The sequence below is a fragment of the Blautia sp. An46 genome (assembly GCF_002161645.1).
Taxonomy (GTDB): domain Bacteria; phylum Bacillota; class Clostridia; order Lachnospirales; family Lachnospiraceae; genus Blautia; species Blautia ornithocaccae.
Genome location: NZ_NFIF01000018.1, coordinates 72,952 through 87,536 on the forward strand (window position 1 = coordinate 72,952; position 14,585 = coordinate 87,536).

General features: G+C 44.5%; 16 protein-coding genes. 12 read left to right on the forward strand and 4 right to left on the reverse strand.

Translation table 11 applies throughout. From position 1 onward, the window contains the following. Positions 1-87: 87 nt before the first annotated feature. The 3 genes from B5G00_RS14140 to B5G00_RS14155 all read left to right on the forward strand — a co-directional run bounded on the left by B5G00_RS14140 (position 88) and on the right by B5G00_RS14155 (position 3,968). Positions 88-1,290 (forward strand): saccharopine dehydrogenase family protein, encoded by a 1,203-nt coding sequence (locus B5G00_RS14140; protein ID WP_087273835.1) that lies wholly within the window; start codon positions 88-90, stop codon positions 1,288-1,290. After that, positions 1,290-2,426: a carboxynorspermidine decarboxylase gene (gene nspC, locus B5G00_RS14145; RefSeq protein WP_087273838.1), complete on the forward strand. Its 1,137-nt coding sequence runs from the start codon at positions 1,290-1,292 to the stop codon at positions 2,424-2,426. The genes B5G00_RS14140 and nspC overlap by 1 nt, the downstream gene beginning before the upstream one ends. 525 nt (positions 2,427-2,951) lie before the next feature. Beyond that, entirely contained in the window at positions 2,952-3,968 is a 1,017-nt protein-coding gene (locus tag B5G00_RS14155; protein ID WP_087273844.1) for a YeiH family protein, read from the forward strand. A 219-nt stretch (positions 3,969-4,187) separates the two neighbouring features. Here B5G00_RS14155 and B5G00_RS14160 read toward each other — a convergent pair whose 3' ends face one another. Then, complete coding sequence (locus tag B5G00_RS14160; protein WP_087273845.1) at positions 4,188-4,754, reverse strand: DUF1700 domain-containing protein; 567 nt, start codon at positions 4,752-4,754, stop codon at positions 4,188-4,190. Next, positions 4,751-4,927, reverse strand: coding sequence for a PadR family transcriptional regulator (locus tag B5G00_RS18745; RefSeq protein WP_140403167.1), 177 nt, complete (start codon positions 4,925-4,927; stop codon positions 4,751-4,753). The genes B5G00_RS14160 and B5G00_RS18745 overlap by 4 nt, the downstream gene beginning before the upstream one ends. A gap of 273 nt (positions 4,928-5,200) precedes the next feature. On the opposite strand from B5G00_RS18745, the gene B5G00_RS14165 reads away from it, so the two are divergent. From B5G00_RS14165 to B5G00_RS14195, 8 genes are all read left to right on the forward strand, one after another. Continuing rightward, entirely contained in the window at positions 5,201-6,064 is an 864-nt protein-coding gene (locus B5G00_RS14165) for a hypothetical protein (RefSeq protein WP_087273847.1), read from the forward strand. A 135-nt stretch (positions 6,065-6,199) separates the two neighbouring features. Continuing rightward, positions 6,200-6,895: a VanR-ABDEGLN family response regulator transcription factor gene (vanR, locus tag B5G00_RS14170; RefSeq protein ID WP_087273849.1), complete on the forward strand. Its 696-nt coding sequence runs from the start codon at positions 6,200-6,202 to the stop codon at positions 6,893-6,895. Positions 6,896-6,980: 85 nt separating this feature from the next. Then, on the forward strand, positions 6,981-8,027 hold the full coding sequence (locus tag B5G00_RS14175; RefSeq protein WP_242971370.1) for a sensor histidine kinase: 1,047 nt from the start codon (positions 6,981-6,983) through the stop codon (positions 8,025-8,027). Positions 8,028-8,176: 149 nt separating this feature from the next. Further along, a complete protein-coding gene (locus B5G00_RS14180) occupies positions 8,177-9,124 on the forward strand; it encodes a D-alanyl-D-alanine carboxypeptidase family protein (RefSeq protein WP_087273852.1) in 948 nt (315 codons plus the stop codon). 226 nt (positions 9,125-9,350) lie between these two features. Beyond that, on the forward strand, positions 9,351-9,689 hold the full coding sequence (locus tag B5G00_RS19375) for a hypothetical protein (RefSeq protein ID WP_330396377.1): 339 nt from the start codon (positions 9,351-9,353) through the stop codon (positions 9,687-9,689). 26 nt (positions 9,690-9,715) lie between these two features. Then, positions 9,716-10,006, forward strand: a complete 291-nt coding sequence (locus B5G00_RS19380; protein WP_242971371.1) for a hypothetical protein — start codon at positions 9,716-9,718, stop codon at positions 10,004-10,006. A gap of 48 nt (positions 10,007-10,054) precedes the next feature. After that, complete coding sequence (locus B5G00_RS14190) at positions 10,055-10,336, forward strand: hypothetical protein (RefSeq protein WP_087273854.1); 282 nt, start codon at positions 10,055-10,057, stop codon at positions 10,334-10,336. A 24-nt stretch (positions 10,337-10,360) separates the two neighbouring features. Then, positions 10,361-10,882: a hypothetical protein gene (locus B5G00_RS14195; protein WP_087273856.1), complete on the forward strand. Its 522-nt coding sequence runs from the start codon at positions 10,361-10,363 to the stop codon at positions 10,880-10,882. Between the two features lie 48 nt (positions 10,883-10,930). Here the strand turns inward: B5G00_RS14195 and B5G00_RS14200 are convergent, their stop codons facing one another. Both B5G00_RS14200 and B5G00_RS14205 read right to left on the reverse strand, forming a co-directional pair. Further along, the gene (locus B5G00_RS14200; protein ID WP_087273858.1) at positions 10,931-12,220 is read right to left on the reverse strand and encodes a sensor histidine kinase; all 1,290 of its coding nucleotides are present in this window, start codon (positions 12,218-12,220) and stop codon (positions 10,931-10,933) included. Continuing rightward, entirely contained in the window at positions 12,221-12,904 is a 684-nt protein-coding gene (locus B5G00_RS14205; protein ID WP_087273860.1) for a response regulator transcription factor, read from the reverse strand. Between the two features lie 260 nt (positions 12,905-13,164). Between B5G00_RS14205 and B5G00_RS14210 the strand changes: the two genes are divergently transcribed. After that, positions 13,165-14,526 (forward strand): hypothetical protein, encoded by a 1,362-nt coding sequence (locus tag B5G00_RS14210; RefSeq protein WP_087273862.1) that lies wholly within the window; start codon positions 13,165-13,167, stop codon positions 14,524-14,526. Positions 14,527-14,585 lie beyond the last annotated feature (59 nt).

A 14,585-nucleotide genomic window follows, 5' to 3' on the forward strand; every position in this document is an offset into this window, starting at 1 on the left:
TGGAAACACGAAAAAGGTAAAAAGATAGTAACATTATAAATACAATAGCCGAAAGTTGAAGGCAAAAAAGAAATCGGAGGAAAAATCATGGGAAAAGCATTGATCATCGGATGCGGCGGCGTAGCTTCTGTAGCTATTCACAAATGCTGCCAGAACAGTGAAGTATTTGAGGAGATCTGCATTGCCAGCAGGACAGTGTCCAAGTGCGACGCTCTGAAGGAAAAACTTCAGGGAACCACCAAGACAAAGATCACCACTGCACAGGTAAATGCAGACAATGTGGAGGAACTGATTAATCTGATCAACAAAGAAAAACCGGATGTGGTGCTGAATCTGGCTCTGCCATATCAGGATCTGACTATTATGGACGCCTGTCTGGCTACAAAGACCCACTATGTGGATACTGCCAATTATGAGCCGGAAGACACGGCAAAATTTGAATACAGCTGGCAATGGGCCTACAGAGAAAGGTTTGAAAAAGCTGGGATCACCGCCCTTTTGGGAAGCGGTTTTGATCCGGGAGTTACAGGAGTATTCTCTGCCTATGCTCTGAAACATGAATTTGATGAGATCAACTATATTGATATCCTGGACTGCAACGGCGGCGATCACGGCTATCCTTTTGCCACCAACTTTAACCCGGAGATCAATATCCGGGAGGTTTCTGCTAACGGCTCTTACTGGGAAGACGGACACTGGGTGGAGACCAAACCTATGGAGATCAAGAGAGTTTATAATTTTGAAGAAGTAGGAGAGAAGGATATGTATCTGCTCCACCATGAGGAAATCGAAAGCCTGGCTCTGAATATTCCAGGGATCAAGAGGATCCGTTTCTTCATGACCTTTGGACAGAGCTATCTTACCCACTTAAAATGTCTGGAGAATGTAGGAATGACCTCTATTGAGCCTATTATGTTTGAGGGAAAAGAGATCGTGCCTCTCCAGTTCTTAAAGGCAGTTCTTCCTGATCCGGCTTCTCTGGGACCAAGAACCAAAGGAAAGACCAATATCGGCTGTATTTTCCAGGGAAAGAAAGACGGAAAGGACAAGAACTATTATCTGTACAACATCTGCGACCATGAGAAGTGCTATGCAGAGGTAGGCTCCCAGGCAGTTGCCTATACCACAGGAGTTCCTGCTATGATCGGCGCTATGATGATCATGACAGGAAAGTGGAACAAACCGGGAGTTCATAACATTGAAGAGTTTGATCCGGATCCATTTATGGAAGCTCTGAATAAATGGGGACTGCCATGGAGAGAAAGCCATGATCCGGTTCTGGTGGATTAATGAACGGGAAAACACAGGCAGGCTTTTCTACCCCCTATTTTCTGGTGGAGGAGAAAAGCCTGCTCCACAATCTGGAAATTTTAAAAAGAGTACAGGAAGAGGCCGGGTGTAAGATCCTTCTGGCCCAGAAGGCCTTTTCCATGTTTTATGCATATCCTCTGATCCGGAAATATCTGGCGGGAACTACTGCCAGCGGTTTATATGAAGCACGGCTTGGTCATGAATGCTTCGGAGGAGAGACCCATGTATTTTCTCCTGCCTACCGGGAAGAGGAGTTTGAGGAAATTTTACAGTATGCAGATGATCTGGTATTCAACTCACCCAGACAGGTGCGCCTTTTCGGAGAACGGGCAAAAAAAGAGGGAAAATCTATAGGCCTGCGGATCAATCCTCAGTGTTCCACCCAGGAGGGACATGCTATTTATGATCCCTGTGCACCGGGGTCCAGGCTGGGAACCACTCTGGAGAACTTTGATGAAAGTCTCTTGCCTCTTCTGGACGGACTGCACTTCCACACTCTCTGTGAACAGGGAGCTGAGGACTTGGAGATCACCCTTCAGGCTGTGGAGGAAAAATTTGGAAAATACCTGTATCAGATGAAGTGGCTGAACCTGGGAGGGGGACACCACATTACAAAAGAAGACTATGACGTAGAGAAACTGATCGCCATGGTAAGGCGGCTGAAGGAGAGCTATGATCTGGAAGTCTACCTGGAGCCGGGAGAGGCGGTAGTTTTAAATGCAGGACTGCTGGTTGCTTCTGTGCTGGAAGTGGTCCACAATGATCTGGATATTGCCATATTGGATACTTCCGCAGCCTGTCATATGCCCGATGTGCTGGAAATGCCCTACCGTCCTCCGGTGAAAAACAGCGGAGAGCCGGGGAAAAAGGCCTATCCTTTCCGCCTTGCAGGACCTACCTGTCTGGCTGGAGATGTGATCGGGGATTACTCTTTTGATGAGCCTTTAAAGCCGGGGGATCAGATTATTCTGGAAGATATGGCTCTTTATACCATGGTGAAGACCAATACTTTCAACGGAATGCCCCTTCCGGACATTGTCTGGGAAAAGGCGGACGGGGAGAAAGTGCTGGTAAAGAAGTTCGGGTATGAGGATTTTAAAGGGAGACTCTCCTGAGGGATATATAAAATTTAATAAGAGGCTGTTTCATTAAAGGAAAATCAGGAGGTCAAATGTATATATATTCTTCCTGTATGTTTAGTGAGACAGCCCTTTCAAATTTTTTTAGACAGTATTAAAACGCAATACTTTTAAAAATGTCTTTGCATTTAGGGTAATTTGGCTGCAGACCCATTTGGACAGAATGGAGATCCTGAGAAGGCTGCCAAAGTAATTGTTGAAGCAATTAATAAAGAGGATCCTCCGAAAATGATTCTTTTAGGAGAAGGCGCAGCGGATCTGGGAATAAAAATCCTCAGGGAGGAAATCCGGGAGATTACAAAATGGAAAGATTTAGGGGAAGCGGTGGGTTTTGAGAAGCAGTAGTTGATAGAAATTTATAAGTGCAGTATAAAAGGCAAAAACCGGAATATTTTTCATGCATAAGTAAAACCTATAAAGGATATAAGAATATATTACTTTTCTTTATAGAATGTGTCTGGTATATTCTTTACAGAAAATCAGAAAAGGAGAATGACCAGAATGAAACAGTTAAAGAAACAGGCCCTTGGAATCGGTTTTTGCCTGCTTATCGCAGTTCCGGCCTGGCTTTTGGGGAAATGGCTTCCGGTAGTGGGAGGACCGGTCTTTGCCATTTTGATGGGTATGTGCCTTGCCCTTATGATAAAGGAGCAGCCTGCCCTGGAGCCGGGAGTAAAATATACTTCTAAGAAAATCCTCCAGTATGCCGTGATCCTTCTGGGATTTGGCATGAACCTGACAGATATACTGGAGAAAGGAAAACAGTCTCTTCCCATCATCCTTGCTACTATTATTACAGCCCTGGTGATCGCCTTTGTAATGTATAAGGTGCTGAAAATGGACAGCAAGATCTCCACTCTGGTAGGTGTGGGATCCTGTATCTGCGGAGGTTCTGCCATTGCGGCTACGGCTCCGGTGATCGATGCAGATGATGAGGAGATTGCCCAGGCGATTTCTGTGATTTTTCTTTTTAATGTGATCGCAGCCCTGATCTTTCCTTCTCTGGGAGGAGTCCTGGGTTTGAGCAATGAAGGATTTGGGCTTTTTGCCGGAACAGCTGTTAATGATACTTCTTCCGTAACTGCAGCAGCCACGGCCTGGGATGGCATACATGGAAGCAATACTCTGGAAGCGGCAACTATTGTAAAGCTGACCAGAACCCTGGCGATTATCCCCATTACCCTGGTCCTGGCTCTCTGGCAGGTCTGGAAGGCAAAAGCAGCAGGACAGGAAGCCGGGGGAACCTTCCAGATAAAAAAGATCTTCCCCTTTTTTATCCTGTTCTTTATCCTGGCCTCTGTGATCACCACCGTATTTTCTCTTCCCGGTTTTGTGACGGCGCCGATAAAAGAATTGAGTAAGTTTTTCATTATTATGGCTATGGCGGCTATTGGATTTAACACCAATCTGGTGAAACTGGTAAAAACCGGAGGAAAACCTATTTTCATGGGATTCTGCTGCTGGGTGGGAATATCCGTGGTAAGCCTTCTTATGCAGAAGGCTCTGGGAATCCTGTGATCTGTACACAGGAGGATGAAGTAGGAGAAAGAGCTGGCACATTAAACATATATCAGGAATATTTATACATTTTATGGGAATTTGTCGAGCATAGCTTTGAGGCCATAGGCTCAAAGCGGCACAGACTGAGCAATAAAATGTATAAATATTCTCGATTTTGATTAATGTACCAGCTTCTTGCTTTTGTATAGCATTTAAACAGACAGAGAACGGCTTATGTTATGATAAACTCTTTTTTGTATGGCTTAATTTTTCCAGATACAGGAGTAACAGTTTCCATGCGCCCCGGCCCAGGAAGAAAAGAAGGATCCCAAAGAATGCAGAACAGAAAAACTCCGCCACAGGGTTCAAGTCTATAAGGCCATAAAAAACGATCTGCATATTCTGGATAAAGGGAATTTGCAGATTTAACAGATAGTCAAACATTTTTACAGCGCTCAGGACAGGTGCGGCTATTCCACATAATAGGAAGACAGGAGCAATAACTGCCAAAACAGGGATGACGACCATACCGGAAAATCCTGCAGCTGCATAGAAGGCCCATAAGATCAAAAATCTTTTCACACTGCATCTTTTTTCTTTTACCAGCAGATCTTTCAGATAAGCTTTTGCCAGATCTTTTGGACTCCCTAAACGATCCAAGATCTGTTTGGAAGACATCTGTTCACTTTCCATTTCCAGCATTGTACTTTTAATTTCTTTTACGATATCGGCTCTTTCAGAAACCGGAAGGGGTTTCAGGTGACGGTCCACCGCAGTCAGATATTTTTCCAGGGATTGGTTCATGGGGATCCTCCTTTCAAGTCTTCTGAGCAAAGGATAGATGGTGCAATAAAAGGATAAGCATTTAGTTCCTGAAGGATCTCGTAACCGTAACGGGGAGTCTGTCTCAGCAAGAGAAGAACACAGTATTCCAGGGTTCCCCGCAATATCTGAGATTTCCATTTTTCAATATTCATAATACCCTCCTTAACAAGGTATATCGTACTACACAGTATATGCAAAGTCAATTCATTATTGCAAAGTGTTTAAGGAACATGATAAAATACAGGCAAAGCATTATATTTCTTAAGTTCTTATCTATGGGACATAATGTTCTGTCTATATTTCTTGAAAACTTTTCTCAGAAATCTCAATGCTTTAAAAATTCCATGAAACTGGCAGAGAGGTTTCTCAGGGTATTTACAGAGGAGAGACCTTCTGCCTAATACAATGAACAAGGAGGTCTGTCTATGGCACAAGACAAAGAAGTAACTGCAAACCGCACCTATAAATCCTCGGTATTTACTATGGTATTTCAGGAAAAGAAGGAACTGCTGGAATTATATAATGCAGTCAGCGGCAAACATTATGAGGATCCGGAGAAGCTGGAGATCAATACCCTGGACAATGCCATCTATATGTCCATCAAGAATGATTTGTCTTTTATCATTGATTCCAGGCTGTCTCTGTATGAACACCAGTCTACCTATAATCCCAATCTGCCCCTGCGCTGTCTGTTTTATGTGGCGGATATTTATTCCAAAATAGCTTTGCATAAAGATATTTACGGGAGCACGCCTCTTTCTATACCGGATCCGCAGTTTGTAATCTTCTATAATGGAGAGCAGGAAGTGCCGGAACGGGAGATCATGAAGCTTTCCAGTCTTTATACGGTGAAAGAAGAGCGGCCAAAACTGGAACTGGAAGCAGTTATGCTCAATATCCGTCCGGGGCATAATCAGCGACTCATGGAAGCCAGCAGAACTTTGCGGGAGTATGCAGAGTTTGTGGAGCGGGTGAGAAAGTATGCAAAGACCATAGTCTTAGATGAGGCAGTGGAGAGAGCAGTGACAGAGTGTATTGCCGAAGGGATCCTCAGAGATTTTCTGGAGAAAAACAGAGCGGAGGTGATCAAAGTGTGTCTGTATGAATACAATCAGGAAGAGCATATGAAGTTTGTGAGAGAAGAGGGAATAGAACAAGGAAATCTGACCGCTATCCGAAACCTCATGAAAAATATGGACTGGAGTGCTGTAGAGGCCATGAAAGCTATCGGAATTCCGGAAGAAAAATGGCAGGAGTATGAGAAGAAACTAAATGAGAGCCAGGAATAAGGTCTGAGAGGTTATAGAAAGGCAGATCCGGTATGCAGAATCGTATGGTATATCGGACCTGCTTTTATTTGCCCGGGCCTTTATTCTGTGGTAAGATAGGAAAGACGATTTTTAACCTGGCACAAGGAGGCAGAGATGAAGGAAAAGATTTTAGTGGTGGATGACGAGAAGGAAATTACAGATCTGGTGGCTCTGTATCTGGAAAACGAAGGATTCCAGGTTTATAAATTCTACGACTCCCGTGAGGCCCTGAAATGTGCCCAGAAGGAAGAGATGGATCTGGCGGTTCTGGATATCATGATGCCGGAGGTGGATGGCCTGGAACTGTGCAGACTTATCCGGCAGAAGCACACCTATCCCATTATCATGCTTACAGCCAAGGGAGGAGAAATTGATAAGATCAACGGACTGACACTGGGAGCTGACGACTATGTGACAAAACCTTTTCTTCCCCTGGAGTTGGTGGCACGGGTGAAGGCACAGCTTAGAAGATACAAGCAGTATGACGGAAGCCGGGAGAAACAGGAAGAAGTGTTTTTTCATAAAGGACTGGTCCTGAATCTGGATACTCATGAGTGCACCCTGAATGAAAAGCCTTTGGCCCTTACCCCTACAGAATTTACGATTTTAGCAGTGCTCTGTAGGAAAAAGGGAAGTGTGGTCAGTGCAGAGGAGCTTTTTCATGAGGTCTGGAAAGACGAATACTACCAGAAAAGTAATAATACCATTTCCGTTCATATCCGCCGCTTAAGGGAGAAAATGGGAGATTCCTTTGAAAAGCCCAAGTATATTAAGACAGTCTGGGGGTGCGGATATAAAATTGAGGGATAGAACAAAACAGATCTTAAAACTTCTGCTGATTCTTCTTATAACAGCTGGAGTATGCTGCCTGGTTTACTTTCTGGTGGACTATATTATGAATGGAAGTTTTGTGGACTGGTTTGAGAGTCAGTTTACTTATATACAGTCTGCGTACAGTGCCGAATATGGAGGAGAATATGTACAGACGGTAATCAACTGGTATAGGTTGAAAGCCTTTCTGGTTATATTTTTTATCGTTATTGTGTTTATCCTTGTACTGACGGTAACTGCCATTCTTTATTTCTACGGTAAAAGGAAGACAAGGAAAAATGTGGAAGATCTTGATAAAAAGATCCAAAGTTATATGACGAGAGACCTGGAGATGGAAGAGGTGTTTCCGGCGCCCTATACAGAAGTAGGAGCCCGTATGCTGCAGATCAAGACCGGTATGATCCGGAAGGAGGAATCTCTGAAGCAGGAGGCTCAGAGGAAAAATGACCTGATCACCTACCTTGCTCATGACCTGAAAACCCCTCTGACTTCTGTTATCGGGTATCTTACCCTTCTTGAAGAGGCTTCGGATATGCCGGAGACTCAGAAGGAAAAATATACCCACATTGCCCTGGAAAAGGCACAGAGGCTGGAAGGGCTGATCGAGGAATTTTTCGAGATCACCCAGTATAACCTTCAGAACATTTTCCTGGAAAAAGAGGATCTGGATCTGTCTTATATGCTTATGCAGATGGCCGAAGAGTTTTATCCGGTTTTGGCAGCCCATGGAAATGAGGTAAAACTGGAAATAGAGGAAGATATTCATTTGCACGCCGATCCGGACAGGCTGGCCAGAGTCTTTAACAATATCCTGAAAAACGCAGTAGCTTACAGCTACCCAAATACGCCTATTACTATACGGGCTTCCCGGAATAAAGATAAGGTCCTTCTTTCTTTTGAAAACCATGGAAAAAATATACCCCAAGAAAAGCTGGAAAGTATTTTTGAAAAGTTTTTCCGTCTGGACAGTTCCAGAAAGACCAATACCGGAGGCGCCGGACTGGGTCTGGCTATTGCAAAGGAAATCGTAGAGCTTCATGGAGGCAGTATATCTGCCAGGAGCCAGGATGAGAAAGTGATCTTTACTGTGGAATTGCCGGTAAAACAGTGACCTTTTCTTACCTTCATTTTTTCTTAGGAATTTAGCAAGGAAATATTAAAACATTCCCGTTCTTTATCTGTTATTTTTAAATCATTCAGAATCTTACTTAAGGCATGTATGGCTCTGAATGGAAAACACAGATAAAGGACGGGATTTTTATGCGCAGAAGAAAAAGAAGAAAACACCTGCTGGGAAAGCTTATTTTTTTTATCGGAGGAGCATATGCTTTTATCCTTGCAGCAGCAGTGATACATAGTATAGGCGGCCTGGGCGGTCTGAGGGAGAGCGTTGAGGAAAATATAGATTCCGGCCAGAATCTGGTAGATCTCTCTTCTCTATACAGTAAAATCGCAGTGCTTCTGGATCTGGATACTGGAGAGATTGCAGCTCAGAAGAAGAGCCAGGAGAGGATTTATCCGGCTTCTCTGACCAAAATGATGACTGTGCTTCTGGTATTGGAAAACGGGGAAGATTTAAATAAACAGGTAAGGTTGTCAGAAGATATCTTTCCAGAGCTTTATGAAGAGGGCGCTTCCATGGCAGGATTCCTTCCGGGAGAGCATGCTTCTGTGAGAGATCTGCTATATGGGGCGATGCTTCCCTCAGGGGGAGAATGCTGCAAAGCACTGGCAGAAGAAGTAGCCGGGTCAGAAGAAAAATTTGCAGATCTCATGAATAAGAAAGCAGAGGAACTGGGTATGAAGCATACCCACTTTGTAAATTCTACAGGTCTTCCGGATAAAAAGCATTACACCACCACCAGAGATCTGGCCCGGCTTTTGGAGTATGCCTGGGAAAATGGGGACTTCCGTGCAATCTTTACAACAAGGTCTTACACCGTGCCGCCTACAGACGGCCACCCGGAGGGGTTTACCTTCTCCAGCCTGATGTTTCAGGAAATGGAGCAGTCCGGTGCTGCCAGTGATTATATTTTAGGGGGAAAGACCGGCTATACTTCTGAAGCAGGCCTGTGTCTGGCCAGTGTGGGAACTGCCGGAGACAAGACTTATGCACTGATTACCGCCAAGGCAGACGGCAGCCATGATACCCAGCCTTATCATATCTTAGATGCTGTTTCCGTATTCCAGAAACTGAACGGGGAATAAAAAATTAAAACAGCATTGCCTGCTCTGCAGCCCCGTGTTACAATACAGGCAAAGCATTATATTTCTTAAGTTCTTATCTATGGGACTTTTGTCCTGTCAATTTTTCTGAAAACATGTCTGAGAAATCTCAATGCTTTAAAAATTCCAGTAAACCGGCAGAGAGGTTTCTCAGTGTATTTACAGAGGAGAGACCTTCCGCCTATTACAATAAAAAGGAGGTCTTTCTATGGCACAAGACAAAAAAGTAACTGCAAACCGCACCTATAAATCCTCGGTATTTACTATGGTATTTCAGGAAAAGAAAGAACTGCTGGAATTATATAATGCAGTCAGCGGCAAACATTATGAGGATCCGGAGGAACTGGAGATCAATACCCTGGACAATGCCATCTACATGTCCATCAAGAATGATTTATCTTTTATCATTGATTCCAGGCTGTCTCTGTATGAACACCAGTCTACCTATAATCCCAATCTGCCCCTGCGCTGTCTGTTTTATGTGGCGGATATTTATTCCAAAATAGCTTTGCACAAAGATATTTACGGGAGTATGCAAAGACCATAGTCTTAGATGAGGCGGTGGAGAGAGCAGTGACAGAATGTATTAACGAAGAGATCCTAAAAGAGTTTCTGGAGAAAAACAGAGCGGAGGTGATCAAGGTGTGTCTGTATGAGTATAATCAGGAAGAACACATGAAATTTGTGAGAGAAGAAGGTTTCCGACAGGGACATGAGCAGGGCACAAAATCTACCCAGTTAGAAAATATTAAGAATCTTATGAAAAACACTGGATGGAATGCAAAAGAAGCCATGAAGGCCCTTGGGATTCCGGAAGAAGAGCAGGAAAAGTACCAAAGTAAACTGCAGGAATCCAAGCGGTGACTTTGTAAAAAACAGCAGAAAGACAATGAACCAAGTAAGGAGAATCCTATGAATGGAAAAAAACTTTATATAATCTATGCAGCAGAACTTTTGTTTTATCTGCTGTTTCATTTTATTCAGATTCAGAAGGGACTTTTTGGGCAAGTGTTTTTTACAGGAATCCTGGCAGCTCTTTTTCTATGGGCGGTTGTCTTTCTGCTACTTTTTCTGGTAAAGAAGATCCGAAAAAAGGAGCGGTGGAAGTGGTGGGAAATTTTTTTTCTGCTTCTTCAAGGTGCATATTCCATATGGCTGGGATATGAGTTTCTAATAGGAATTTTATTCTTTTGACGATATCTGACGGGAGATATGAAAATGGAGATTAATATACTCAATTCTTCAAATGCTGGCGCTGTAGCACAGTTCATGTCAACAGTCAAACCCGAATGGTGGGATTATACTGGGGCATATCAACAGCTGCAGGATGTATCATTGCTTGCAAGTCTTATAGGTTGGTATATGACGGAAGATTCAAAGATTAAGGGTTGGATTTTGTGTGCGGAATACGCAGGATATTCCTGCTTAAGTATTGAGAATTTAGGATACGACGATAACGGGCAATTTGTAATGGAACAGCAATTGGAACCATTGCTGATACAAGCGGAAACTTACGCAAAAGAAAAAGGTTATCGAAATCTAAAATACATAATCGGCTCAACAGAAATGTCGTGTCATGGAAAGCCCATCCTGGATTTTGCGGCAGCATTGAAAGACTTAAAATCGTACAATAGAAAACACTTTGATTATTTCGTGGACTACGGCTTTAAGCCAACTGGTTTTATCCCGAATTGTTACGGAAATAATTACCACGGTATTGTTATGATAAAGCAATTATAAGGGCAGAACAGGGCCACCGGCTTAGTCGATGGCCCTGTTCTGTGAAGATCATTCCCCATACGGAATCTTTAAAAGAAAAGTACAACCTCCCCCAGGCGTATCTTTCAGGATCAGATCTCCTTTGTGGAGTTTTGCCAGTTCTTTTCCTACAGGAAGCCCCAGGCCGAAATGGCCTTTCTGATTCCGGGATCTGTCCTGCTGATAGAACCGGTCGAAGACCGCCTCTTTTTCCGGATCGGGAATGCCTTTTCCATGGTCTGCTACGGAGAAGCAGAGATACTTTTTTTCAAGGAAGATTCCCAGGTCTATGGATTTTCCCTGACCGGTGTAGGACATGGCGTTGTCCATGAGGACGGAGAGGATCTGGATGATCCGGTTTTTGTCGCAGCGGATCTTGGGTAGCTCTAAATCTGGCAGCTTCAGGTTCAGAGGGATCTGATTCTGTCTGCACAGGGGCTGGTAAATCTCATAGACATCCAGTAAAATGGTATCTCCGTCGCAGAGATCCAGAGTAAGATTCCATTTTTTTGAATCGGCAGAGGCCAGGATCAGCAGATCACGGATCAGAGTGCTCATACGGGAGCACTCTTTTTCAATATTTTCTACCATGGCAGGAATATCCTCAGGAGAGGTTTTTATGGCTGAGGCGCTGGCTTGGATCACAGCCAGGGGAGAGCGGAGCTCATGGGATGCAGCGGCGATAAATTCTGCCTGCTTTTCTTTGTTTTCCTTTAGGGGGACCAGGGTCTTGCCTACAAATTTCCAGCTTACAAAGCCCAGGAGGAGAAAGCCCAGGATCCCTGCCCCGGCAAAGAACAGACCCTGAAAAAAGGTCTGTCTTTCTGCCTGGGTAATATCCTGAAGGACAAGAAGAGTTTTTTCTCCTGTTTCCGTGGCTGTCTGAAGGGCCATGCCGCAGTAATAATCCCCGGAATTTCCAGTGATGTAGAAAAGAGAGGTCTGCCGGGCGCTTCCGGGAGAAAGGCTGGTGCCGGACAGACCTTCCAGGGAGACCTGTTCCAGAGCGTTTTGGATCAGTGTTTCCCGGTCTGTGGCCGGATCCCAGGCCCCGGGAAAGAAAATAGGATCCCCATTTTCTTCTATGTGTATGATCAGCCGGTTATTCGTTTCCATCTGGGCAAGCCATTGGTCAGAGAAAAAGGACAGGGACTGGAACTGATTGGAAAGATTCAGGAACAGACTGGAAAACAGAGCCTGGTTCCTGGATTCTACAGCTCCCTTCATATAAAAAAAGCAGACCAGAAGAATACCGGCCAGAATGATCCCGCAGGTTATAGAATAAAAGAAGGTCAGTTTTTTCTGGAGTTTCCGGAACATTTATGTTTCCTCCTCTGTTTCCAGCTTGTAGCCCACCCCATGGACGGTGGTGATTTTTGCCTTAGTCTTTAAGGTGCGGAGACGTCTTCGGAGAAAATAGATGTAATTGTCCAGATTGCCTTCCTCCACTTCCGTATCAGCTCCCCATACATAGGAGAGAAGCATGGATCTCTTCAAACACTGCCCTGGATTCTTCATAAAATATTCCATAAGGCCTGCCTCTTTTTTGGAAAGAGAGAGGGTGTTTTTTCCGCAGGAAAGTTCCAGTTTTTCAGGGTCAAAAGCAAGATCTGTCCACACAAGCCGGCCGGGAGCCTGGAGCTGCCGGGGTCTTCGGGTAAGGGCCCGGATACGGGCCAGAAGCTCTTCCGGGGCAAAGGGCTTAGTGATATAGTCATCTGCGCCTTCGTCCAGGCCATGGATCTTGTCGTCCAGAGAATCCATGGCAGTAGCCAGGATCACCGGGGTCTGGATTCCTCTTTTCCTTATGGTATTCAGCAGCGTCAGCCCGTCCAGTTCCGGAAGCATACGGTCCAGGATTATCAGATCATAGACATTCTGAAGGGCGTAGAAAAGCCCGTCTGTTCCATTATTGCATATATCCGTGTCATAGCCCTGGTCCTTAAAGTGGATCAGCAGGGCCTGGCATAAATCTTTATCGTCTTCTACCAGTAATATCCTCATAAAAATCTCCCTTTTCCTATAATAATATGATGTCGAGGGTAAAAGCCTCCAGCTATGATATCTACGGATTGTTACGTACTGTACATTCTCACAATCCTGCCATCATTTAAGAAATTGTTTTATATGGTCAGAAAATTTTCCTGTTCTCATTTTATCACAGAATTCTCTAAAAATTCTCGAAAAATAACTTTCTGTTTTTCAAGATTTTTAGAGAATTCCCTGTTATGATGATAGACAGAAACGAGAAAGGAGAGACAATCATGAATCTGAAAAAAGGAATCTGTTTTCTTCTGGCAGGAGCCCTTGGAACAGGAACGATCCTCAGCGGCTGCAGCCAAAAAGACACCACAGAAGATGCCGTCAGCGCCAAAGGCGGTTATATAGAGGAAGAAATGGAAGCTCCCTGGCAGGAGGGAGAATATTATATGGGCAGCTTTTTTAACCAGGAGGGGAATCTGGAAGTCTATACAGGAGGTACTTCCGACAGCGGGACAGCACAGGTTTTCTCCTATACCTATACCGGAGGAGGAAACTGGGACCAGCAGGAAGAATCCTGGGCAGAGACTCTTCTGGGTACAGATAGCACTGCCGATAAGCTGATACAGGGAGAGGATCAGAACCTTTATCTGATGACTGTAAAAAATTCTCAGGAAGATAGCCAGTCTGAAGAAACGGAGTCCTCAGAATCTGAAGAAGTAAACATTGATGACCTGATCCAGGAATGGCACCTTTACCGGTATGCCGGGGAGGGAGAAGCCCAGGAACTTTATCCCGAATGCCTGTCTGAAGAAGGCCAGAGAGAAGCAGGGGGATTCTTTCCCTACTACTTCGGCGTAAATCAGGAAGGAGATCCGGCCTTTATGGGGATGGGATCAGAGATAGCCATCTATGACAAAGACACAGGAAAAGAACAGTATACCTTTCCCTCCTATATGATCATGAACAGCTCAGATACTATGGCAGATATCAGCGGCAATATACTGGCGGTCCTGGGAAATGAGGATCAGGATCTGGTTCTTTATGACACCCAGACAGGAGAAGAGACAGGAGCTATCGACTTTGGAGACCAGGACCGGGGACAGCTCTGCGCTGCCGGAGAGGGAAAATATTATCTGGCAAATTCCAAAGGAATCTTTGTATATAAGGAAGACGGCAGTATTGTGGAACAGATCTATGACGCTGGCAGAGGGGTTATGGGAGAGACGGCAAGCAGCCTGATCTTCAATCATTTCCTGGCAGGGGAAAATGAAGACTTCTATGCGCTGTATACGGATTATGAGACGCAGAAACTGAGTATTTGCTATTACTATTACAACGGTTCGGTTACCAGCGAAGTGAAAAATGAACTGTCTGTTTACAGCCTGTATGAAAGCAGGATGATAGAAGACGCTGTGCGCAAATACGAACGGGAGCACCCGGAGACAGAGGTGACTTACGAGTATGCGGTGGAAAGCGACGGCTCAGGAAATCCGGAAGACGCCATTGATACCCTGAATACCCAGCTCCTTAACAAAGAAGGACCGGATATTCTCCTTTTAGACGACCTGCCGGTGGATTCCTATATAGAAAGCTTCCTGTATACTATAAATCAAGGAGTTGACCAAAGAAAATACCTCAAGTAAATTTAGATTATTACTGACCTGGCGAGTTGGTAAAATCTAAAAACACAAGAGGTATCTGA

Coding starts and splice junctions, on each gene's coding strand:
- vanR (WP_087273849.1), top strand. CDS start 6,200: ATGAAGGAAAAGATTTTAGTGGTGGATGACGAGAAGGAAATTACAGAT.
- B5G00_RS14155 (WP_087273844.1), top strand. CDS start 2,952: ATGAAACAGTTAAAGAAACAGGCCCTTGGAATCGGTTTTTGCCTGCTT.
- B5G00_RS14175 (WP_242971370.1), top strand. CDS start 6,981: ATGAATGGAAGTTTTGTGGACTGGTTTGAGAGTCAGTTTACTTATATA.
- B5G00_RS14200 (WP_087273858.1), bottom strand. CDS start 12,220: ATGTTCCGGAAACTCCAGAAAAAACTGACCTTCTTTTATTCTATAACC.
- B5G00_RS14205 (WP_087273860.1), bottom strand. CDS start 12,904: ATGAGGATATTACTGGTAGAAGACGATAAAGATTTATGCCAGGCCCTG.
- B5G00_RS14160 (WP_087273845.1), bottom strand. CDS start 4,754: ATGAACCAATCCCTGGAAAAATATCTGACTGCGGTGGACCGTCACCTG.
- B5G00_RS18745 (WP_140403167.1), bottom strand. CDS start 4,927: ATGAATATTGAAAAATGGAAATCTCAGATATTGCGGGGAACCCTGGAA.
- B5G00_RS19375 (WP_330396377.1), top strand. CDS start 9,351: ATGGCACAAGACAAAAAAGTAACTGCAAACCGCACCTATAAATCCTCG.
- B5G00_RS14165 (WP_087273847.1), top strand. CDS start 5,201: ATGGCACAAGACAAAGAAGTAACTGCAAACCGCACCTATAAATCCTCG.
- B5G00_RS14140 (WP_087273835.1), top strand. CDS start 88: ATGGGAAAAGCATTGATCATCGGATGCGGCGGCGTAGCTTCTGTAGCT.
- nspC (WP_087273838.1), top strand. CDS start 1,290: ATGAACGGGAAAACACAGGCAGGCTTTTCTACCCCCTATTTTCTGGTG.
- B5G00_RS14210 (WP_087273862.1), top strand. CDS start 13,165: ATGAATCTGAAAAAAGGAATCTGTTTTCTTCTGGCAGGAGCCCTTGGA.
- B5G00_RS14190 (WP_087273854.1), top strand. CDS start 10,055: ATGAATGGAAAAAAACTTTATATAATCTATGCAGCAGAACTTTTGTTT.
- B5G00_RS14180 (WP_087273852.1), top strand. CDS start 8,177: ATGCGCAGAAGAAAAAGAAGAAAACACCTGCTGGGAAAGCTTATTTTT.
- B5G00_RS14195 (WP_087273856.1), top strand. CDS start 10,361: ATGGAGATTAATATACTCAATTCTTCAAATGCTGGCGCTGTAGCACAG.